This window comes from Serratia sp. ASV30, assembly GCF_016428815.1.
Taxonomy (GTDB): domain Bacteria; phylum Pseudomonadota; class Gammaproteobacteria; order Enterobacterales; family Enterobacteriaceae; genus Chania; species Chania fonticola_C.
On sequence record NZ_JAELTL010000045.1, the window covers coordinates 26099 to 46826 of the forward strand.

A 20728-nucleotide genomic window follows, 5' to 3' on the forward strand; every position below is an offset into this window, starting at 1 on the left:
CCCGGCGAGCCGGGGTTTTTGCTATTCAAACGGGCGCAGTGCTCGATAAGCTATTTACCGGGTTCAGCGAGGTTCGCACGGGGTTGAGTGATGCGCAGGCAGCTCACCACGGCAGCGACGCTGGCGAAAGCTCCCGCCAATACCAATGAAGCGTGTGTGCCGCTGGTGGGGAACAGGTTGAACATTAATGCCACCAGCGCCGCGCCGGAGGTTTGCCCCAACAGGCGCGCAGTACCAAGCATGCCACTGGCTCCGCCACTGCGGTGGCGTGGAGCGGCAGAAATAATGGTATGGTTGTTGGGCGACTGGAATAACCCAAAGCCCGCACCGCAAAGCACCATGCGCCAGATGATATCCATATCCGTCGGGTTATGTGGCAACAGTGCCAGCAGGAACAAACCGAGCGCGAAGGTCGCCAAACCAATCCCTCCCAGTAACCCCGCATGAACACGCTCCACCAGGCGGCCTGCAATCGGTGCCATCACGATAATGGCCAACGGCCAGGGCGTTAACAGCAAACCCGTCGCCACCTCGTCACGGCCCAGAGAGGCCTGCAGGAAGAAGGGCAACGACACCATAGCCAACATCTGGGCGGCAAAAGAGCAGATCGAGGTGCCCATCGACAGCGCAAAAATAGGGATGCGCAGCAGATCCACCGGCAGTAAAGGGGATGTCTGCCGCAACTGACGGCGCACAAAGAAGTAACCGATCACCAGCAATGCCGCGATTTCAGCGGCAATCAGCAGCAGACTTTGCCCCTGGGCAAAACCGCTAATGGCGGTGATCAGTAGACCAAACGTCAGGGCATTCATCAGCGCACTGGTGGGGTCAAAGCGCTGATTGCTGCTTTTCTGGCTATTAGCCGGCAGATATTTCATTCCCAGCATCAGTGCGACGATGCCGATCGGCAGATTGATGGCAAACAGCCACTGCCAGGAGGCCACGGATAAAATGGCGGCGGCGACCGTAGGCCCAGCGGCGGAAGAGAAGGCTACGATCAGCGAGTTTATTCCGATGCCACGGCCAAGAAAGCGTTGCGGATAGATAATGCGGATCAGTGCGGTATTGACGCTCATAATCGCCGCGGCACCAAACCCTTGCAGCACGCGTGCAATCGTCAGTGTTAATAGCGAATCGGACAGTGCGCAGAATAATGAAGTAATGCTGAATACCAGCAGACCAGCCTGATAGATACGGCGATAGCCAATCAGATCGCCCAAGGACGCCAGCGATAGCAACGAGATGGTGATCGCCAACTGATAGGCATTGACCACCCAGATCGAGCTGGCCGGGCTGGCGTTGAGATCGCGGGCGATGGTCGGCAAGGCCACGTTGGCGATAGCTCCGTCAAGTACTGAAACGGTAATGCCCAGCGCAATGGCCAGGATCGCTCCGTAGCGTTGCGGGACGGGTAAGCCGTCGGAATTAGCAAGCGTTGTCATGGAGATGGTTACTAAACAGGGGGAATATTATAATGCTAATCATATTTCCCGCCGAATGCACCCGCCGTTTCTGTGCTAAATGTAAAAGCAGTGGGATGTCTGCCGCTAATCCCATCAATAATGGCGAATATTGCGCAACTTCCATTGCATGGGGTGAAATGTTCCGATTATACTGAAACTCTTGTTCAAATTTCCTAAAACAAAAATAGTTAAGTTAAGGTATTAACCATGGCTAACGCAGATCTAGACAAACAACCGGATTCCGTTTCATCAGTGCTGAAAGTGTTTGGCATCCTGCAGGCACTGGGTGATGAGCGTGAGATCGGCATTACCGAGCTTTCACAGCGGGTAATGATGTCCAAAAGTACCGTTTACCGTTTCCTGCAAACCATGAAGTCGCTGGGTTATGTCTCACAGGAAGGGGAGTCGGAGAAATATTCGCTGACCCTCAAGCTGTTTGAACTGGGTGCCAAATCGCTGCAAAACGTCGATTTGATCCGCAGCGCGGACATCCAGATGCGTGAACTGTCTAACCAGACGCGTGAGACCATCCACCTGGGGGCGCTGGATGAAGACAGCATCGTCTATATCCACAAAATTGACTCCATGTATAACCTGCGTATGTATTCACGCATCGGTCGCCGCAACCCGCTACACAGCACCGCGATTGGTAAAGTCCTGCTAGCCTGGCGCGATCGCGGCGAAGTGGAAGAAATCCTGTCCCACGTCGAGTTTACCCGCAGCACTCCGCACACCATCGCCAGCGCCGCTGAATTACTGCCGCTGTTGGATAAGGTCCGTGAGCAGGGGTTTGGCGAAGATATCGAAGAACAGGAAGAAGGCTTGCGCTGCATCGCGGTGCCAGTGTTTGACCGTTTTGGCGTGGTGATCGCGGGCTTGAGCATCTCCTTCCCGACCATCCGCTTCTCTGAAGAAGGCAAAGAGGGCTACGTGGCGCAGTTGCACACCGCCGCTCGTCTGATTTCAGCGCAAATGGGTTATCACGACTACCCGTTTTAAGCTTGCCGCAGTTGTAGGGGGCCGAATATAGCTTCGCCCCTACGCTTTCCCTCCCAGCCTTTGTTATCTCTCTCGGTTTATAAAATCCCACTGTTCTGCTATCGGCCCATCTTGCACTCTTTGAACAAGTGACGTGGAATACCGGCAATGGCTGGGCGAATAGCAAAGAGGTCGCCAGAATCAGGGTATTCAGCCAGTTCAGAGCGCGTCATGGCAAAGCGCGCCGTAGTGATGAATAAGGTTTCCAAACCTTCCCCGCCAAAGCAGCAACTGGTGGGGCGCGGCACGGGCATGGCGACGCACTCGCCTAGGCTGCCGTTACGGTCGTAGCGCAGCAAACATCCTCCGTTGAACATACAGACCCACAATCCACCGGCTCGATCCAGGGCAATACCATCGGGACGTCCAAGTCCTGCCGGGGTTTCGGCGAAGCGCATTACGGCCTCCAGTTCCCCGTTGGGAGTGTATGCGGCCCGAAATATTGAACGTGCGATGGAATCGACAAAGAACAGCGTGTGGCCATCTTCCGACCAGGCCAGGCCATTAGGCAGCGCGATATTCCTCTGGATGGTTTGGGCGTTCAGTTCACTGTCATAGCGGTACAGCGCTCCGGCCTCACGGTTCGGCCCCTCGTGCATCAGGCCGGTAATAAAGCGTCCTTGCGGATCGCAGGCCCCGTCGTTGAACCGATAGCAGCCTTTGTTATGGACAGCGGTAGAGTGCGTGCGGACCACGCCTTCCTTGGGATCCAGAATGGCAACCCGCGTATCTTCGGTGAAGATCAGATTGCCTCTATCCGTAAGGGCCAAGGCACCGATGCGCGCCGTCGATTGATAGACGGATGCCACTCGTGCTTGCGGGGTCATGACGTTAATCTTGCCACCAGAGATATCGACGAAGTACAAAAGGCGGTTGTCTTTATCCCAGACTGGACTCTCGCCAAGGTCGGCACGGACTTCGGCGATCTTGTGCAGACGACACTCGTCACACATCGCCAAACTCCTTGATGCGCGGCCAATTGTGGGCGACATCCTCCACGCTGGCACACTCAATTCGCGACAGATCCGTAGGATAGGTTACGCCGGGGTTTTCACAAAAGCGGGTTGCAGTGAACTGACCGTTGCTGGCGCGCAGGATAACGCCTGTGTCCTGACATAACGAGCTGGCCAGATACAGCAAGCCCGGCACCACCCACTCGGGTTTTAGGTCTGTGGGTGGCTGTGTGATCCCCCACATACGGGTCTTGGCTACTGGAGAGATGGCGTTGACCAGAATGCCGTCCGGTTTTCCTTCCATACTCAGGGCATTCATGATGCCCACTTGGGCCATCTTGCCAGCGGCGTAGGCCGTCAGGCCTGGCTGCGCGTAGCGTTGATACATGGCACGGTCAGAGGTTGTCAGCACGATCCGTGGTGATGGGGAAAGCTTGAGATGCGCCCAGGCGTGCTTGCTCAACCAGATCGGCGTACGCACGTTGATGCCAAGGGAGCGCTCAAGGAATTCCTCTTCCTGTGTCTCAATGGGCTGATAGCCGACCCAACCCGCGTTGTGGATCAGGATATCCAGCGCGCCGAATTGCTCGATGGCCAGCGCTACGAGTTGTTGGCAGCCATCCTCGTTATCCAGGCGCCCGCTGTGGGTGATGAACGATCCACCGTCGACCTGCAAGGCATGTATCGCCTCGCTCATCACGTCTGGGTCAGCCCCGTCTCCGGTAAGGCTGGTTCCCAGGTCGCTAACGATTACCCGTGCGCCACGCTCCAAGAGGGCCTTGGCGTAAGCTTTCCCAAGTCCCCGGCCACCGCCAGTGACAATCGCTACCTTGTCTTTGAACGGCTCGTTTAAGCGTCGATCTGTCATCATGTACCTCCGTTTGGCAATAGCACGATGATGGAGCGACCGCTCCTGAGTGTAAAATATCTTATTTGTACCGAAACAAGACTTATCAGGTTTCAATCAAGGGCGAGATGCCATGGCATCTCGCACCTCATCAATCAGTTTGTCTCGAATAGGACAAGGCGAGTGCGGGTTCCAAGCCATCAGAAATTCCACATGCCGCAGTGCGTCTGGTGCATTGACCTGGATTGGCCGGAATACCACGTCTTTGCGACCCTCCTGCACCAACGACGCGGGCAACAGTGCAACGCCGAAGCCGCTGGCCACCAAAGCAACCAGAGTTTGCAGCTGACGCGCCTGTTGAGCAATGCATGGTATGAACCCTGCTGCTGCGCAAAGTTGAACCAGCTGGTCATGGAAGCCCTGGCCCAGGTGCCGTGGTGACGATACGAAGGCGTCATCTCGCAGTGCGGCCAGTGGAATGATCTCATGGCACGCGAGAGGGTGTGTGGCTGGCAGGCCAATCATGATGGGTTCTCGCAGAATGGACTCGAAGCGCAGCTCCGGAGCCGTCCTGCCCGGTGACCTCATGAAACCGAGCTCGGCGCGGCCATGTTCCAGTGCCTCGACCTGCTCTTGAGTCGTGGCCTCACGCATCGTGAAGGAGATGGCGGGGAATGCAGAGCGGAAGCGCTGCAATGCGCCTAGCAATGCGTCATAGGGGGCGATATTAATGAAGGTTAACGTGAGATGGCCTTCGATGCCTTGCGCGACTCGCCTGGTCTGTTCGACGCCTTCATCAAGCAGGCGCAACACTTTTCTTGCCGTTGCCAGAAAGTCGGTTCCAGCAGGCGTGAGCGACACGCTGCGATTGGTGCGTTCAAACAGGGGAGCGCCGATCTCATGCTCCAACCGACGAATAGCCTGACTCAACGGGGGTTGTGCCATATGCAGCCGTTGTGCTGCGCGATTGAAGTGTAATTCCTCGGCGACGGCGATGAACTGATGTAGCAGGCGCGTTTCAATCATAATGGGCTCCACGGATCCTATTTGCTACACACTAATACTAATGAGATATCATTGGCAGTCCTGGCGAAAAAAAACCGGCGCCTGGGCGCCGGTTCAGTTTGCGGATCAGTCTAGTATTACCGGTGAGCCAGTTCCGTTTCGTCTTCGCTGTCCATAATGGCTTTGTCGGTCTGCTTCATCAGTTGGCTGGTGACGGTACCTGCGGTCATCGAACCACTAACGTTCAGCGCGGTACGGCCCATGTCGATCAACGGTTCAACCGAAATCAGCAGGGCGACCAGGGTCACCGGCAGGCCCATCGCTGGTAGCACAATCAGCGCAGCAAAGGTCGCGCCGCCGCCCACACCGGCAACACCGGCTGAACTGACGGTAACAATGCCGACCAGCGTTGCGATCCACAGTGGATCCAGCGGGTTGATACCCACGGTTGGCGCAACCATCACCGCCAGCATTGCCGGGTAGAGACCCGCGCAACCGTTCTGACCAATAGTGGCACCAAAGGACGCTGAGAAGCTGGCAATCGACTCCGGCACGCCCAGACGGCGAGTCTGCGCTTCGACGTTCAGCGGGATGCTGGCAGCGCTGGAACGGCTGGTGAAGGCAAAGGTCAGCACCGGCCACGCCTTGCGGAAGAATTTCAGCGGGTTAACGCCGGTTAAGCTCAGCAGCAGACCGTGAACCACGAACATGATCGCCAGACCAAGGTAAGAGGCAACCACAAAGCTGCCCAGCTTGATAATGTCGTGGATATTGGAACCAGCAACGACCTTGGTCATCAACGCCAGTACGCCGTAAGGAGTCAGCTTCATCACCAGACGGACCAGCTTCATCACCCAGGCTTGCAGGGTATCGATAGCTACCAGCACGCGCTGGCCTTTCGGTTGGTCATCTTTAAGCAGTTGCAGAGAAGCCACACCGAGGAAGGCAGCGAAAATCACCACGCTGATGATTGACGTTGGGTTAGCCCCGGTCAGATCGGCAAACGGATTTTTCGGCACAAATGACAGGATCAATTGTGGCACACTCAGATCGGCCACTTTACCCGCGTAGTTGGTTTCAATCGCCGACAAACGAGCCGTTTCTTGTGTGCCCTGGACCAGACCCTCTGCGGTCAACCCGAATAGGTTGGTGACCAATACGCCCACCAGTGCGGCAATCAGCGTGGTAAACAGCAGGGTACCAATGGTCAGGAAGCTGATTTTGCCCAGTGAAGAAGCGTTATGCAACTTGGCTACCGCGCTCAGGATAGAGGCGAAAACCAGCGGCATCACGATCATTTGCAGCAGCTGTACATAGCCGTTACCGACGATGTTAAACCAGCCGATGGACTCTTTCAGCACCGGGTTGTCCGAGCCGTATACCAGTTGCAGTGCCAAACCGAACACCACACCCAGTGCCAGGCCAACCAGCACTTTTTTAGCCAGGCTCCATTGCTTATGGCGAGTTTGCGCCAACAGCAAAAGGAGGGCGGCAAAAACCAGCACGTTTAATACGAGCGGTAGATTCATCCCCAGTTTCTCCAATCTTGTTTTCTTATAATAAAAGGTGCCACGCACCGATGTAATGCGATGTAAATATCCTAACAGTTTGCGGTGCAGCGCACTTATATCCAAAAAGAATTTAATATAACTTTTGGCTTAAAATCGGTGATGTAATGAGCGGGAAGGTGGAAAAATAGGCGTTATTTTGTGATCACAGTCTAATATTTTTTATTTGCTCAAAATAGGACTGCACCGGAAGAGTGTAATCCCCTTGCCAGTAAATGGCGAAAGCCACCAGGCATAGACACAGCACCCGCTCCAGCTGGTTGCCTTTTTGTGAATTCAATATTGGCAAGCAGAAACGCCAGCGGCAGGGCCAAAGTAACGGCACGCCGGCAGGGGTGAGCATATCGGCCAGCAGGTGGCTGAAATACCCGATAATCATGGCGTGTAGCACGTCTGCGGGGATGGGCCAACCGCGCGGCACTTCTAGCTGAAATAGCCACATGCCGCCGACGATCGCCAGCAGGCTATGGGTGAAACCACGGTGACCAAAGGCGCGTGAGATTGGGATCGCGATCCAACGCAGGCGCTGGCCCAAGATGGATTTAGGGTGATCGATGTCGGGTAACAGCGACGTCAGCAGCGCGGCAGGAATGATGTGCCACCAATCGCCAGCGGCGAGCACGGGGGTCACCTCCGCTTTCTTGGCAAAGATCGCGCAGGCAACTGAAAATATGAGATGTCCTTCCGCGGTCATGTTGCTATATTCCGGCTACTAAACTGTTAATTTATCCAGTATATGGGAATTTTTACAGTTACGGAAGCGGTTACCCTGTAACGAGTTGTTAATTTTACGCCGTTTTACAAAGGGTTGAAACGGCGTGCTTGACGGGTAAGTTACACAGCTAGGCTCGTAATGTAGGGGCGCTGCAATGCTGCGTTCGCTCAACTTCGCGGGAAGATAATGTCGCAACCGGCCTGCGCCAGCCCAATCGCAATGCCTTGTCCCAGGCCGATATTGCAGCCGGTGATCAGCGCCACTTTTCCCGTTAAGTCGAAGGAATTCAGAATGATAGTAATTCTCTCTAGCCGTGAAGGAAGAAAGCACCGGGCTTACGACGGCTACTGCGTGGCAGTGACAGTGTCACCGATTCGCCCGGTGTTTTCTTTATGCGATTAGCATAATTTGAATGGGATGTTAATTCAATAAAAATGAAATTACGTTTTGTTTTTTTTGGAGAAAGGGCACCGGCAGGACCGATGCCGTCAAGGTCAGGCCAGGTGGGCGGCGGTCAACTGCTCGAGGCTTTGCAACTTAAGGTCAGCCAAGGCCCAGCGCGGATCCTGGCTGTATTCGTGCGAAGGGATCACGATCGATTTCATACGCGCCGCTTTGGTGGCAATCATACCGTTGAAGGAGTCTTCCAGAGTAATGCAGTGCTGTGGATCGCTGCCCAGGCGTTCGGCGGCGATCAGATAGACTTCCGGGTGAGGTTTGCTGTAGGGCAGGTATTCGGCCGAAACCAACTGATCGAAATAGCTCTCCAGATCGAACATCTTCAGCACTTGCTGCTGCATATGTAGCGGAGAGGCGGAGGCCAGCCCAATATTCAAATCCAGGCTACGGCACAGTTCCAGCGCTTGTTGCACCCCAGGCAGCAACGGGCGCTTTTCCCGTACCAACTCGATGGCCCGCTCGATAATGCGGCCAGCGACTTCCTCCTGAGAGGGGCCTTGCCACGGCATGGCCTGGAACCACATCCGCACCACCAGATCGATGCGTAAACCTAGCGTATCCGGAAGTTTGTGACGGTCAGACAGATCCAGCCCCAATGAGCTAAAAATGTCCATTTCCGCCTGTAACCATAGGGGTTCAGAGTCGATCAGTAGACCGTCCATATCAAAAATTGCGGTTGCTATGCGTTGCGAATAAGCCATTAACAATTAACTCCTGCAGCACCAGTAAAAGAAAATGTTTTCGCCACTCTATCATTTTTGTTCAGGCACCTGCACCCTTCGGGCCGGGGGGTTATCTCAAAGTGCTGGATCTCACTGGATTCAGACTGGAAGACGAAGAAAACGGTGGGCGAGTTTCATTAACTACAGGTAGACTTAGCGCAACAACGGTTACGTCGCTTACAAGGGGAACACATGACGTATCAACAGGCTGGGCGCGTTGCCATCTTGAAACGCATTTTCGGATGGGTCGTTTTCATCCCGGCGTTACTTTCAACGCTGGTTTCACTGCTGGGTTTTGTTTATCAACACAGTGAGAAGTCCAGAGGGATCAACGCCGTGATGCTGGATTTTGTCCACGTTATGGTCGACATGGTGCGGTTCAATACGCCATTCCTGAATATTTTCTGGTACAACTCACCGGTACCGGACGTGGATAAGAGCCTGTTTAGCGGCGCTAATCTGATGTTTATCATTATCTATTTCCTGATTTTTGTCGGCCTGGCATTGCAGACTTCCGGTGCGCGCATGTCGCGTCAGGTGAAGTTTATCCGTGAGGGACTGGAAGATCAGATGATCCTCGAACAGGCCAAGGGCAGCGAAGGGCACACGCGTGAGCAATTGGAAGAGCGGGTGACGTTGCCGCACCACACCATCTTGCTGCAATACTTCCCGCTGTATATCTTGCCGGTGGTGATCGCCGTGGTGGCTTATTTCGTGCTCAAGCTGCTAGGGCAAATGGCCGGAGTGGCCTAGATCTGAAATTAAAGGGCGGCACCAATGTGCCACCCTTTATATTACAGCGTTTCTGGATGGAGCAACTTGTCGATGGCCCGTTGTGCCATGACCAGATGTTGCCCGCCAAACAGGTTGCTGCGATTGAGCAGATAATACAACTGATACAGCGGTTGACGTTCTATAAACCCGGCCTCCAGCGGCCACACGCTCTGATAGCCGTCATAAATCTGGGCGGGCAAATCGGGATAAAGCGGCAGCATCGCCAAATCACACTCTCTGTCGCCCCAGTAACAGGCTGGATCAAACAGCAAAGGCCCATCGGCGGCCTGAGCACAGTTGGCAGGCCACAAATCGCCGTGCAGCAGGGAGGGCTGTGGCTGATGGTTTTGCAAGCGTAGGTACACCACGTCGATAATTTCGTCGATATCACCGAAGGTCATGCCCTTTTCCGCTGCCAGCTGTAGCTGCCAGCCTATGCGTTGCTCGGCAAAAAATTCCGCCCAGCGGCGTTGCCAGGCGTTGGGCTGCGGCGTGGTGGAAAGATGGTTATCGAAGTCGAGGCCGAACTGCGGTTGTTCGCTCCATTGGTGCAGGCGGGCCAGCTGTTGGCCGAGACAGTGCGCCCCGTGCGCATCCAGCGGCTTAAGGAGTTGATACTCCAGCAGCAGGAAACTGTAATCGCGATCGCTGCCAACCCCATACACTGCGGGGACACGCACGGTCTTGCTGCGCGCCAACAGCGCCAGTTGGTCTGCCTCTGCGGTGAATATCGGCAGCATTTCGCGGGCATCACATTTAACAAACACCTCGCTGTCACCGTAACTCACGCGCCACGCCGGGTGGATTTCTCCCCCAGGAAGTTCAGTCCTTTCGCGGATTTCTGCGCTGCCAAGATGTTCACTCAACAGACGGCTAACGGCTTGCCACATAGTAATCCCCTTCTGTGTTGCCTGCGATTTCATTAGGTTAGCGTCTTTCCTGCGGCGAAAACACGATGTGGCGCACAGCTGCGCCATCTATTGACGAAAATATCATCGCCGCGTGTCTGGTCAAAGTATATACGCTATTGATTAATTTAAGTACGTCTCAGCTTGCAACTTGGCAAAAGCTCGACGATGTTTAGACGTTACTTTCAAACCAATCAATTTTCACGGGAGTGGGCAATGGAGCCGAGTCAGCAGTGGCAGCGCGGTGAGTTTCGTATCAACAGTGATAAAAGCGAGTTGGACCTGGCTGTCACCCACGCTTTTTTGGCGACTACCAGTTGGGCGCAGGGGATCTCGTTGACAACGGTGCAGCAGTCGATCGACAACAGCCTGTGTTTTGGCCTTTATCATCAGCGCCAGCAGATTGGTTTTGCCCGGCTGGTGACGGACTACTCCACGTTCGGCTATTTGTGTGACGTGTTCGTCATCCCCGAGTTTACGCGGCAGGGGCTGGCCAAATGGTTGATGGCCTGCATGCTGGAGCATCCGGTGTTACAACGCTTGCGGCGCATTATGTTGGTGACCAGCAGTGCCCCGGGGCTGTATCAACAGGTAGGCTATCAGCCGGTCAATAAGCAGGACTTTGTCTGGCAGATCGCACGGCCCGATATTTATCAGCAGCAATAAATGGGCGCCGCATGCGGCGCCTACGGGGTGGTTTTAACTACGGTGATTTCGTGACGTTGCACGGGTTTGAAGTGGCTATAGAGCAGGGCGATGACAAACAGCAGCGCCTGCACGATCACGATGCACGGCCCGGTTGCGCCGTCGATATGAAAGCTGATCAGCGTGCCCAGCACGCAGGAAAAAACCGAAGCGACGGTGGCGACGATCAGCATCCGGTTGAAACTTCGGCACAGGGTGAATGCAATGATCCCCGGTGCGATCAGCATCGCAATCACCAGGATCACTCCCACCGCCTGTAGCGAGGCCACAATGGTTAACGCTAGCAGGCACAGTAAGCCGTAGTGCAGTAACTTCACTGGCAGACCAATGACGCGCGCATGGTTCGGATCGAAACAGTAGAGCATAAAGTCCTGGCGCTTGAGCAGCACGATCGCCAGCGTGATCCCGGCGATCCACAATGTTTGCTGCAGTTCACCGTCGGTGATCCCCAGCATATTGCCGAACAGGATATGGCTGAGGTGTTGATCGGTATCTATGCGGGCAAACAGCACCAGCCCAAAGGCAAACATGCCCGAGAATACGATTCCCATCACCGTATCCTCCTTTACCCGGCTGTGTTCTTTCAGATAACCCGTCGCGACCGCGCAGAAAATGCCGGAAAGAAATGCGCCAATCGCCAGCGGAATACTGAACACAAAGGCCAGCACGATGCCGGGAAGCACAGCGTGAGAAATGGCATCTCCCATCAGTGACCAGCCCTTCAACACCAGATAACAAGACAGCACGGCGCAGACGACACCGGTGACGATAGCCGCGATGATGGCGCGCTGCATAAAGGGATAGGCAAACGGCTCAGAGAACCATTGCAACAGGAGTTCCATCAGTTGCCCTCCGGAGAATTGCCACGGGTGACGCGGCGTTTTGAGGCTAACAGCCCGTGCTTCGGTGCGAACAGGAAGGCCGACAGGAACACCAGCGTTTGCAACGTGACGATCACGCCGCCGGTTGCCCCGTCGACGAAGAAACTTAGATAGGCACCCAGGCCGCTGGTCAAGGCGCCGATCGCGATGGCGATAATCACCAGCCGACCAAAACGGTCGGTCAGCAGATAGGCGGTAGCACCGGGAGTGATCACCATGGCGATCACCAGAATGGCGCCGACGGTTTGCAGTGCGGCCACGGTACAAGCGCTCAGCAGGGTAAAGAACAGGATCTTCAACTTTAATGGCGAAAGCCCGATCGATACCGCGTGGTTCTCGTCGAAAAATACCGCCAGCAGGTCTTTCCACACCAGGCATAAGATCAGTAACGAAACGCCGATAATAATCTCCACCTGTAACACGTCTTCATCTGCGATACCGAGAATATTGCCGAAGATGATCGACTGCACGTTCACCGAGGTGGGATTGAGTGAAATAATCAACAGGCCGACGGCGAAAAAGGTGGAGAAAATAAAGCCGATAATCGCATCCTCGCGCAGGCGGGTAACGTGGCGTACCAACGTCATCGCCAGCGCGGCCAACATACCAGTGAAAAATGCACCGGCTGCATAGGGCAGGCCAAGGGCATAGGCACCGGCCACGCCAGGCACCACGGAGTGGGAAAGCGCATCCCCCATCAACGACCAGCCTTTCAGCATCAGATACGCCGACAGAAAAGCGCAGGCCGCACCGACGATGGCGCTGACCCACATCGCCTTGACCATGTAGTTGTAGTTGAACGGCTGTAGCAGGAGTTCGAGCATCAGGGATTATTCTCCTTTTGCTGACTTTGCGCTGGAGGATCGCTCTTGGTATGGCCATAAAACACCGCAGGGCGTTCGTCATCGGTTAATACCGTCACGGTGCGGGGATCGTTGTCATCGTGCAAATCGGGACCGGAGAGGTTGATATGGCGCAATACACCACCGAATGCCAGTTCCAGATTGCTTTGCGTGAACGTGGTCTCGAGCGGGCCGGCGGCCAGCACGGTACGGTTAATCAGGATCACCCGATCGCAAAACTCCGGCACGCTGCCAAGGTTGTGGGTCGATACCAGGATCAGGTGTCCCTCATCGCGCAGCGAACGTAACAGCTCGATAATGGCGTTCTCGGTTTTGACATCCACGCCGGTAAAAGGCTCATCAAGCAGTAGCACCGTTCCCTGCTGAGCCAGGGCACGGGCCAGGAATACACGTTTTTTTTGCCCGCCGGAAAGCTCGCCGATCTGTCGGCTACGCAGCTCACTCAGGCCAACGCGCTCCAAGGCCTTATCGACCCGTAGCCGGTCTTCCTTGGTAGGAATGCGCAAGAAGTTCATTTTACCGTAGCGGCCCATCATCACCACGTCTTCCACCAGCACCGGGAAGTTCCAGTCAACTTCTTCGGTTTGCGGCACGTAGGCGATAATATTTTTCTTCAGCGCGGCGACAACCGGTTGCCCGCTCAGCATCACTTGGCCAGATGTCGGTTTTACCAGGCCCATGATGCTTTTGAAGAGGGTCGATTTTCCGCTGCCGTTAACCCCCACCAGCGCACAGATCGAACCACCGCTAAGGGTAAAACTGGCGTTATGGATCGCCGTATGGCCGTTGTTATAGGTGACCGATACGTCATCCACGCTGAGCTCAGGGCGGATAAAGGTCTCTGCACTCATTGATTGAATCCTTTGGCGATGGTCTGCACGGTGGCATTGAGCAGATCGATATAGGTGGGCACCGGCCCGTCGGCGGCAGACAGCGAATCGACGTACAGCACGCCGCCGTATTGTGCGCCGGTTTCTTTGGCCACCTGCTTGGCAGGTTTATCCGAAATGGTGCTTTCGCTGAACACCACCGGAATGTGGTTGGCCCGCACGGTATCAATCACCCGGCGCACCTGCTGCGGTGAACCCTGTTCGTCTGCGTTGATCGGCCACAGATAGACTTCTTGCAGTTGATAATCTTTGGCGAGATAGCTAAAAGCACCTTCGCTGGTTACCAGCCAGCGCTGGGCTGACGGAATACGCGACAAACGCTCGCGTAGCGGGGCATCCAGCGCCGCGATTTTTTCAGCGTAGGCTTTGGCATTGCGGTTATAGGTTTCCGCGTTATCAGGATCGTGCTGTACCAGCGCTTTGCGGATGTTCTCGATGTAGATCAGCGCATTGCTTGGCGACATCCAGGCATGGGGGTTTGGATTACCGTTATACGGGCCTTCGTGGATCGGTAGCGGGGTGATCCCCTCGGTCACTACGGCGGCGGGCACTTGTTTGATATTTTCGAAGAAACGTTGGAACCAGCGCTCCAGGTTCATTCCGTTCCATAAAATCAGATCGGCGTGCTGTGCCTTAACGATATCGCGCGGCGTGGGCTGATAGTCGTGGATTTCCGCCCCAGGCTTGGTGATGGACTCTACCACCGCGGCGTCGCCTGCCACGTTCTGGGCGATATCCTGGATAATGGTGAAGGTTGTCACCACGCGCAGCTTGTCCTTTGCCAAAGCCGGTTGGCTCACAGCAATAACGCTGAGGCATACGCAGAGCAGGGCAAGGGGGCGAAAGTGGGACAAGCTAAAACGACGACGAGTAAATACGTTGTTTTTCATTGGCATGATGACGTCTCCTGATTCAAATGAAAATGATTATCAATATCAATTGAGCGGAAGTCAAGCATCACCCAGCTTTGCCAAGGGGTTAGTTTGTTGTTAATGAAATAGTACCGCCGTGTGAGTTATAACATTTTATGTATCGGGATGTAACCGCTTAAAGTAGTCACTGCCAGTGACTATCTCCACCTCGGGTTTTGCCCCCAATGCCACCTCGCCCAACCCCTGTGCCAACTGTTTTACATCTTCTTGATTTAATGGCGTTGTTAGCGAAAAACTGTTGATCCCCAGCTCATGGGGTACGCCATTGCTGTCGCTGAGCATGGTGGAAAAACCGGCCAGCGTCATTTGTCCGGTTAATTTGGCTAAATCGGTTAAGCTCTGTTCCGGATAGGTGAAAGACACCACAAATCCTATGGACGAAGATTGACTCATAAATCACCTCTTGGTATATGGATAGCCTGAGAATAGACCAAAAAAGTTATGCAGGTATCCTTACCAGTTGTATATGCTACGCAACTCATTGAAAGGAGTGAGGGATTCTGTGAAAACAAAAATAGGTTGCCTGATGGCAATCGTACTATTAGCCGGTTGTGCGAAAGATCCGCAAACAACCGGCAACCAGACAGGCAGTGGCACTTCGGGCGGTTGGCTAAAAACCCCACCGCAAACATCAAGCAACCGTACCGGTACACCGGTCGCTTATAACGATTATATCCGTCAGGCCGCCAGCAACTATGGCGTCGATGAAACGCTGATTAAGGCGATCATTCAGGTGGAGTCCGGGTTTAACCCGAATGTGGTCAGCACCTCGAATGCCGTGGGGCTCATGCAGCTGAAAGCCTCAACCGCTGGACGTGATGCTTACCGTATGAAGGGAAAGAACGGACAGCCAAGTTCACGTGAGTTGAAGGATCCGGCGGTCAATATTGATCTGGGAACAGCCTATATCAATATTCTTCAAAGCCAGCAGCTAGCCGGGATCACTAATCCACAAACGTTACGTTATGCCACCATCGTTTCCTATGTGAACGGGGCTGGCGCGATGTTACGGACCTTCTCATCAGATAAACGTGTGGCGGTAAACCGCATCAATCAGATGAGCCCGGACGAGTTTTATCAGCATATCCAGAAGAAGCACCCGGCACCGCAAGCGCCGCGTTACTTGTGGAAGGTTACCACCGCTTATCAAGCGATGGCCTACTAGCCTAAGATTGTCTACGGCTGGCCTCGCTAAGGGGCCGGTTTTGCTATTTCTTGCCGGTAAAAATGTGCTACACATCCCATTTCCGCTGTTCTCCCGCCTTTTGAACTAAAAAACCGCACAAATTGTTAATTTTACATTAACAAAGAAAACTTTACGTTCAATCAAATAGTTACCGGTAACATTGCTGCCAAAGCTCACATTCTGGCCTTCAAAAAATAAACAATTACGTAACAATATATGTTTAAACTCCGTATAGACCGCGAGGTTGAGGTTAAATAGTTGTGATTTTTTTTGGAAGGAATGTGCTATGTCGAACGATAAAACCAACAACTCCCGGCGTGATTTCTTGCTGAAGTCGATGACGCTGATCCCCGCAGCCGTTATCGGTGGCTGCGGTGTGAGTGCCCTGACGGCGGCCACACCGGTGCTTGCCGCTAGCGATACTCCCAAGCAGACTGACTATCAACCTACTTTCTTTACCCCCGAAGAGTGGGCCTTTGTTCAGGCGGCGGTTGCGCGTTTGATCCCTGCGGACGAGCGCGGCCCGGGCGCTTTGGAAGCCGGCGTGCCGGAGTTTATCGATCGGCAGATGAATACGCCTTATGCCACCGGTTCAATCTGGTACATGCAAGGGCCGTTCAATCCCGATGTCGCACCGGAAATGGGTTATCAACTACCGTTGGTGCCGAAACAGATTTATAACCTCGGTATCAGCGATGCGGATGCCTACAGCAAGAAAACGACAGGTAAAGTATTCGCCGAGCTGGATGGCGCACAACAGGATGCGCTGTTGCAGAAGTTCGAATCCGGTGAGGCCGATTTTGCGCAACTGCCTGCCAAGCTGTTCTTCTCTTATCTATTACAAAATACCCGTGAAGGTTTTTTCAGCGATCCGATCCATGGCGGTAACAAAGAAATGGTGGGATGGAAGCTGATTAATTTTCCGGGCGCACGCGCTGACTTTATGGACTGGGTTGAGCGAGGGGAACGTTATCCCTTCCCACCGGTATCGATTCGTGGGGAGAGAGGATAATTATGGCAACGGTAATGAAGAAGCAGGATGTGGTGATCGTCGGTTTTGGTTGGGTTGGTGCCATTATGGCCAAGGAGTTGACCGAGGCCGGGCTGAACGTGGTGGCGCTTGAGCGTGGCCCGATGCGCGATACCTACCCAGACGGCTCCTACCCGCAGGTGATCGATGAGCTGACCTATAATATCCGCCGTAAGCTGTTCCAGGACCTTTCCAAAAGTACGGTGACCATCCGTCACAACACCAGCCAAACCGCAGTGCCTTATCGCCAGTTGGCGGCTTTCCTGCCAGGCACCGGCGTGGGTGGAGCGGGTCTGCACTGGTCTGGCGTGCATTTCCGTATCGATCCTATCGAGCTGCGTATGCGCAGCCATTATGAAGAGCGCTACGGCAAAAATTTTATTCCAAAAGACATGACGATCCAGGATTTTGGGGTGAGCTACGACGAGCTGGAGCCGTTCTTCGATAAGGCCGAGAAGGTATTCGGCACCTCAGGCACTGCCTGGTCGGTGAAGGGGCAGTTGGTGGGTAAAGACAAAGGCGGAAACCCCTTTGCACCAGACCGTTCCGACCATTTCCCACTGCCAGCGCAGAAGAACACCTTCTCCGCGCAGCTGTTTGAAAAGGCGGCGCGTGAAGTGGGTTATCACCCTTACAATCTGCCCTCTGCCAATACCTCAGATTCCTATACCAATCCCTATGGCGCGCAGATGGGTCCTTGCAACTTCTGCGGTTATTGCAGCGGTTATGCCTGCTACATGTATTCCAAGGCCTCGCCAAACGTCAATATCCTGCCAGCACTGCGCATGGAGAAGCGCTTTGAGCTGCGTACCAACGCCAACGTGCTGAAGGTTAACCTGACCGCCGACAAAAGCCGGGCGACCGGGGTCAACTATATCGATGCCCAGGGGCGCGAGATTGAACAACCTGCCGATCTGGTGATCCTCGGAGCCTTCCAGTTCCACAATGTGCACCTGATGCTGCTCTCCGGCATTGGCAAACCTTACGACCCACAGACCGGTGAAGGGGTGGTTGGGCGTAATTTTGCCTACCAGAACATGACTACCATCAAGGCGTTCTTCGATAAGGATGTCCACACCAACCCGTTTATCGGCGCTGGCGGCAACGGCGTCGGTGTGGATGATTTTAACGCGGATAACTTTGACCACGGCAAAGAAGGCTTTGTCGGTGGCTCACCATTCTGGGTTAACCAGGCGGGTACCAAACCGATCTCCGGCCTGCCGACGCCTCCTGGCACTCCAGCCTGGGGCAGCAAGTGGAAAGCCGCGGTGGCGGATGCTTATACGCACCATGTCTCTATGGATGCGCATGGCGCGCACCAGTCTTATCGTAGCAATTACCTCGATCTCGATCCGGCCTATAAAAACGTCTTTGGTCAACCTCTGCTACGGATGACCTTCGACTGGCAGGAAAACGACATCAAGATGGCGCAGTTTATGTTTAACAAGATGGCTCCGATTGCCAAGGCGATGAACCCGAAACTGATTTCCGGCAGCCCGAAAAATGCCAACAGCCATTTCGATACCACCAGCTATCAAACTACGCACATGAACGGCGGTGCGGTGATGGGAGAAGATCCCAAGACCAGCGCGGTAAACCGTTATCTGCAAAGCTGGGACGTGCATAACGTGTTCTCGATCGGCGCATCGGCCTTCCCGCAGGGGCTAGGCTACAACCCGACCGGCACCGTTGCCGCGTTGGCCTATTGGTCTGCCCGTGCCATTCGCGAGCAGTATCTGAAAAACCCAGGCCCATTGGTGCAGGCATGAGGAGGCGAGTGATGAAAGCTTTGGTTCCCGCACTGGTTCTCAGTGCACTGAGTTTTTCCGTTTTGGCGCAGGACGCGGCGGACAGCAGCGAATTGCTCAAACGGGGTGAATATCTGGCACGTGCCGGTGACTGTGTGGCCTGTCATACCAATGGTAAAGACGGCGTGCCCTTTGCGGGTGGTTTGGCGATGGAAACGCCGATTGGCACTATCTATTCCACCAACATCACCCCGGACAAAACAACCGGGATTGGCGATTACAGTTTTGAAGATTTCGACAATGCGGTACGTAAAGGTGTCGCCAAGAACGGCAGCACTCTGTACCCGGCGATGCCTTATCCTTCTTTTGCGCTGGTAAAAGAGGAGGATATGCGTGCCATGTACGCATATTTCATGCACGGCGTGCAACCCGTCGAACAAGCGAACAAAGACTCCGATATTCCCTGGCCGCTGTCCATGCGTTGGCCATTGCGCATCTGGCGTTCGATGTTTGCACCCACGCCTGCCGATTTCTCGGCAAACGCTAACGCCGATCCGGTTATCGAACGTGGTCGCTATCTGGTCGAAGGCCTTGGGCACTGTGGGGCATGCCATACGCCGCGTAGCCTGACCATGCAAGAGAAAGCATTGAGCAACACGGAAGGGGATGACTACCTGTCTGGCAGTAACGCGCCGATCGACGGTTGGGTGGCATCCAGCCTGCGTGGCGATAATAAAGATGGCCTAGGCACCTGGAGCGAGAGTGAACTGACCGAGTTCCTGAAAACCGGCCGCAACGATAAGTCTGTGGTTTTTGGTGGCATGAGCGACGTGATCGAACATAGCCTGCAATATCTCAGCGATGAGGATTTGACCGCGATCGCCCGCTATCTGAAAACCTTACCGCCGAAAGACGGTAAACAGCAGGCCGCACCGGTTGAAGACAGCGTTGCCAAAGATTTGTGGCGTGGTAACGACAGTAAGCCCGGAGCCGCGCTGTACGTCGATAACTGCGCCGCTTGTCATCGTACCGATGGTGTTGGTTACAAGCGCGCCTTCCCGGCGCTGAAGGGCAACCCGGTGGTGCAGACCGAAGACGCGACTTCGCTGATCCACATTGTGTTGGTCGGCAATACCACGCCAGCGGTGAAGGGAGCAGTTTCCAATCTCACCATGCCGCCGTTTGGCTGGCGCTTGAACGACCAGCAGGTGGCGGACGTGGTGAACTTTATCCGTTCGAGCTGGGGGAACAATGCCAAGGCCATCAGTGCCTCCGATGTGGCTGACGTGCGTAAGGATCGTTCAATAATCCGCGATGAGAAGGCGATGGGCAGTTCTGCTGTCCCAGAGCCAGCGCCGCTGGGTGCCAAGTAAGCTTCCCAAGGGCCTCGTTCGAGGCCCTTTAATCGTCTTAATTATCCTTAAATAAATTAGATTTGTTAATCATTTCAGGGTGGTTGATTTTTAATCACCTTTATCGGTGTGTTCCTAGGGTTTTAAGCTATTTTATCTGAGTATTTTACCTTTTAGCGAGATGTTTAACTTCATATTTCATATATGTCATTGTTATTGATTAGGTTGTTGTGGGTTTTTTAGGTGGTGAATAAAAATTTCATTAATGTTATTAATGTTAATCGTAAGGGGGAATTGAAATTAAAGGGAGGTTAGGGGCGTGATGGTAATAGTTTTATTGATAGTAGTGTACGTTTCCGTCGCTTTTGAGGTCGATAGGCGTAAGCGTATCTGTATTAGTCTTGGTAAAAAATATACCTACAGAAAGCGCATCAAGTTCAAAAGGAAATGTGTAAGGTTAATCGATACGCTGCTTTTCCGAACATGATAAGTTGCGGTTTACCCTATTTGCTGTCTCTTATACACATCTGACGCTGCCGACGATGCCAACTAAAAAAGTGGTTTGGGGGGGGGGGGGGGGGGGGGGGGGGGGGGGGGGGGGGGGGGGGGGGGGGGGGGGGGGGTGGGGGGGGGGGGGGGGGGGGGGGGGGGGGGGGGGGGGGGGGGGGGGGGGGGGGGGGGGGGGGGGG

General features: G+C 54.4%; 21 protein-coding genes and 1 pseudogene. 7 read left to right on the forward strand and 15 right to left on the reverse strand.

Translation table 11 applies throughout. The features are described from left to right. Nucleotides 1-50 precede the first annotated feature (50 nt). Nucleotides 51-1442 carry an MFS transporter gene (locus JHD74_RS18455; protein WP_199063246.1) on the reverse strand — a complete coding sequence of 464 codons (1392 nt, stop codon included), beginning with the start codon at nt 1440-1442 and terminating at the stop codon, nt 51-53. A gap of 228 nt (nt 1443-1670) precedes the next feature. On the opposite strand from JHD74_RS18455, the gene kdgR reads away from it, so the two are divergent. Further along, nucleotides 1671-2462 (forward strand): DNA-binding transcriptional regulator KdgR, encoded by a 792-nt coding sequence (kdgR, locus tag JHD74_RS18460; RefSeq protein WP_021178210.1) that lies wholly within the window; start codon nt 1671-1673, stop codon nt 2460-2462. A gap of 98 nt (nt 2463-2560) precedes the next feature. On the opposite strand, the gene JHD74_RS18465 is transcribed toward kdgR, so the two are convergent. The 7 genes and pseudogenes from JHD74_RS18465 to hxpB form a co-directional block, all read right to left on the reverse strand. Continuing rightward, entirely contained in the window at nt 2561-3454 is an 894-nt protein-coding gene (locus JHD74_RS18465) for an SMP-30/gluconolactonase/LRE family protein (protein ID WP_199063247.1), read from the reverse strand. Next, nucleotides 3447-4325 carry an SDR family NAD(P)-dependent oxidoreductase gene (locus JHD74_RS18470; protein ID WP_199063248.1) on the reverse strand — a complete coding sequence of 293 codons (879 nt, stop codon included), beginning with the start codon at nt 4323-4325 and terminating at the stop codon, nt 3447-3449. Before JHD74_RS18470 ends, JHD74_RS18465 begins: the two co-directional genes overlap by 8 nt. Nucleotides 4326-4418: 93 nt before the next feature. Then, nucleotides 4419-5327 (reverse strand): LysR substrate-binding domain-containing protein, encoded by a 909-nt coding sequence (locus tag JHD74_RS18475; RefSeq protein WP_199063249.1) that lies wholly within the window; start codon nt 5325-5327, stop codon nt 4419-4421. A gap of 116 nt (nt 5328-5443) precedes the next feature. After that, the gene (locus JHD74_RS18480) at nt 5444-6835 is read right to left on the reverse strand and encodes an L-cystine transporter (protein ID WP_199063250.1); all 1392 of its coding nucleotides are present in this window, start codon (nt 6833-6835) and stop codon (nt 5444-5446) included. 184 nt (nt 6836-7019) lie between these two features. Further along, nucleotides 7020-7568: a metal-dependent hydrolase gene (locus tag JHD74_RS18485; protein WP_024530036.1), complete on the reverse strand. Its 549-nt coding sequence runs from the start codon at nt 7566-7568 to the stop codon at nt 7020-7022. 203 nt (nt 7569-7771) lie between these two features. Further along, a pseudogene (locus JHD74_RS26665) lies at nt 7772-7885 on the reverse strand (2-deoxy-D-gluconate 3-dehydrogenase); the annotation flags it as partial. A gap of 198 nt (nt 7886-8083) precedes the next feature. Further along, a complete protein-coding gene (gene hxpB, locus JHD74_RS18490) occupies nt 8084-8749 on the reverse strand; it encodes a hexitol phosphatase HxpB (RefSeq protein WP_199063251.1) in 666 nt (221 codons plus the stop codon). Nucleotides 8750-8962: 213 nt separating this feature from the next. Here hxpB and JHD74_RS18495 point away from each other — a divergent pair, with 213 nt between their 5' ends. Beyond that, on the forward strand, nt 8963-9523 hold the full coding sequence (locus JHD74_RS18495) for a YniB family protein (RefSeq protein WP_021178205.1): 561 nt from the start codon (nt 8963-8965) through the stop codon (nt 9521-9523). 41 nt (nt 9524-9564) lie between these two features. Here the strand turns inward: JHD74_RS18495 and JHD74_RS18500 are convergent, their stop codons facing one another. Next, entirely contained in the window at nt 9565-10434 is an 870-nt protein-coding gene (locus JHD74_RS18500; RefSeq protein ID WP_199063252.1) for a fructosamine kinase family protein, read from the reverse strand. 234 nt (nt 10435-10668) lie between these two features. On the opposite strand from JHD74_RS18500, the gene JHD74_RS18505 reads away from it, so the two are divergent. Continuing rightward, entirely contained in the window at nt 10669-11118 is a 450-nt protein-coding gene (locus JHD74_RS18505) for a GNAT family N-acetyltransferase (protein WP_024530034.1), read from the forward strand. Between the two features lie 20 nt (nt 11119-11138). On the opposite strand, the gene JHD74_RS18510 is transcribed toward JHD74_RS18505, so the two are convergent. The 5 genes from JHD74_RS18510 to ghoS all read right to left on the reverse strand — a co-directional run bounded on the left by JHD74_RS18510 (nt 11139) and on the right by ghoS (nt 15116). Next, on the reverse strand, nt 11139-11999 hold the full coding sequence (locus JHD74_RS18510) for a metal ABC transporter permease (protein WP_199063253.1): 861 nt from the start codon (nt 11997-11999) through the stop codon (nt 11139-11141). Beyond that, on the reverse strand, nt 11999-12862 hold the full coding sequence (gene yfeC, locus JHD74_RS18515; RefSeq protein ID WP_199063254.1) for an iron/manganese ABC transporter permease subunit YfeC: 864 nt from the start codon (nt 12860-12862) through the stop codon (nt 11999-12001). Before yfeC ends, JHD74_RS18510 begins: the two co-directional genes overlap by 1 nt. Continuing rightward, nucleotides 12862-13752 (reverse strand): manganese/iron ABC transporter ATP-binding protein, encoded by an 891-nt coding sequence (locus tag JHD74_RS18520; RefSeq protein ID WP_024530031.1) that lies wholly within the window; start codon nt 13750-13752, stop codon nt 12862-12864. Before JHD74_RS18520 ends, yfeC begins: the two co-directional genes overlap by 1 nt. Further along, nucleotides 13749-14687, reverse strand: coding sequence for a metal ABC transporter substrate-binding protein (locus tag JHD74_RS18525; RefSeq protein ID WP_074030958.1), 939 nt, complete (start codon nt 14685-14687; stop codon nt 13749-13751). Before JHD74_RS18525 ends, JHD74_RS18520 begins: the two co-directional genes overlap by 4 nt. 129 nt (nt 14688-14816) lie before the next feature. Further along, nucleotides 14817-15116, reverse strand: a complete 300-nt coding sequence (gene ghoS / locus JHD74_RS18530; protein WP_024486844.1) for a type V toxin-antitoxin system endoribonuclease antitoxin GhoS — start codon at nt 15114-15116, stop codon at nt 14817-14819. A 109-nt stretch (nt 15117-15225) separates the two neighbouring features. On the opposite strand from ghoS, the gene JHD74_RS18535 reads away from it, so the two are divergent. From JHD74_RS18535 to JHD74_RS18550, 4 genes are all read left to right on the forward strand, one after another. Next, nucleotides 15226-15888 carry a transglycosylase SLT domain-containing protein gene (locus tag JHD74_RS18535; RefSeq protein ID WP_024530028.1) on the forward strand — a complete coding sequence of 221 codons (663 nt, stop codon included), beginning with the start codon at nt 15226-15228 and terminating at the stop codon, nt 15886-15888. A gap of 307 nt (nt 15889-16195) precedes the next feature. Beyond that, nucleotides 16196-16921, forward strand: coding sequence for a gluconate 2-dehydrogenase subunit 3 family protein (locus JHD74_RS18540; protein WP_199063255.1), 726 nt, complete (start codon nt 16196-16198; stop codon nt 16919-16921). A 2-nt stretch (nt 16922-16923) separates the two neighbouring features. Further along, a complete protein-coding gene (locus tag JHD74_RS18545; protein ID WP_199063256.1) occupies nt 16924-18708 on the forward strand; it encodes a GMC family oxidoreductase in 1785 nt (594 codons plus the stop codon). 11 nt (nt 18709-18719) lie between these two features. Further along, nucleotides 18720-20060 carry a cytochrome c gene (locus JHD74_RS18550; protein WP_199063257.1) on the forward strand — a complete coding sequence of 447 codons (1341 nt, stop codon included), beginning with the start codon at nt 18720-18722 and terminating at the stop codon, nt 20058-20060. A gap of 482 nt (nt 20061-20542) precedes the next feature. On the opposite strand, the gene JHD74_RS18555 is transcribed toward JHD74_RS18550, so the two are convergent. Then, nucleotides 20543-20728 (reverse strand): hypothetical protein (locus JHD74_RS18555; protein WP_199063258.1); only part of this gene is annotated, 186 nt, incomplete at its 5' end.

Coding starts and splice junctions, on each gene's coding strand:
- JHD74_RS18455 (WP_199063246.1), bottom strand. CDS start 1,442: ATGACAACGCTTGCTAATTCCGACGGCTTACCCGTCCCGCAACGCTAC.
- kdgR (WP_021178210.1), top strand. CDS start 1,671: ATGGCTAACGCAGATCTAGACAAACAACCGGATTCCGTTTCATCAGTG.
- JHD74_RS18465 (WP_199063247.1), bottom strand. CDS start 3,454: ATGTGTGACGAGTGTCGTCTGCACAAGATCGCCGAAGTCCGTGCCGAC.
- JHD74_RS18470 (WP_199063248.1), bottom strand. CDS start 4,325: ATGATGACAGATCGACGCTTAAACGAGCCGTTCAAAGACAAGGTAGCG.
- JHD74_RS18475 (WP_199063249.1), bottom strand. CDS start 5,327: ATGATTGAAACGCGCCTGCTACATCAGTTCATCGCCGTCGCCGAGGAA.
- JHD74_RS18480 (WP_199063250.1), bottom strand. CDS start 6,835: ATGAATCTACCGCTCGTATTAAACGTGCTGGTTTTTGCCGCCCTCCTT.
- JHD74_RS18485 (WP_024530036.1), bottom strand. CDS start 7,568: ATGACCGCGGAAGGACATCTCATATTTTCAGTTGCCTGCGCGATCTTT.
- hxpB (WP_199063251.1), bottom strand. CDS start 8,749: ATGGCTTATTCGCAACGCATAGCAACCGCAATTTTTGATATGGACGGT.
- JHD74_RS18495 (WP_021178205.1), top strand. CDS start 8,963: ATGACGTATCAACAGGCTGGGCGCGTTGCCATCTTGAAACGCATTTTC.
- JHD74_RS18500 (WP_199063252.1), bottom strand. CDS start 10,434: ATGTGGCAAGCCGTTAGCCGTCTGTTGAGTGAACATCTTGGCAGCGCA.
- JHD74_RS18505 (WP_024530034.1), top strand. CDS start 10,669: ATGGAGCCGAGTCAGCAGTGGCAGCGCGGTGAGTTTCGTATCAACAGT.
- JHD74_RS18510 (WP_199063253.1), bottom strand. CDS start 11,999: ATGGAACTCCTGTTGCAATGGTTCTCTGAGCCGTTTGCCTATCCCTTT.
- yfeC (WP_199063254.1), bottom strand. CDS start 12,862: ATGCTCGAACTCCTGCTACAGCCGTTCAACTACAACTACATGGTCAAG.
- JHD74_RS18520 (WP_024530031.1), bottom strand. CDS start 13,752: ATGAGTGCAGAGACCTTTATCCGCCCTGAGCTCAGCGTGGATGACGTA.
- JHD74_RS18525 (WP_074030958.1), bottom strand. CDS start 14,687: ATGCCAATGAAAAACAACGTATTTACTCGTCGTCGTTTTAGCTTGTCC.
- ghoS (WP_024486844.1), bottom strand. CDS start 15,116: ATGAGTCAATCTTCGTCCATAGGATTTGTGGTGTCTTTCACCTATCCG.
- JHD74_RS18540 (WP_199063255.1), top strand. CDS start 16,196: ATGTCGAACGATAAAACCAACAACTCCCGGCGTGATTTCTTGCTGAAG.
- JHD74_RS18545 (WP_199063256.1), top strand. CDS start 16,924: ATGGCAACGGTAATGAAGAAGCAGGATGTGGTGATCGTCGGTTTTGGT.
- JHD74_RS18550 (WP_199063257.1), top strand. CDS start 18,720: ATGAAAGCTTTGGTTCCCGCACTGGTTCTCAGTGCACTGAGTTTTTCC.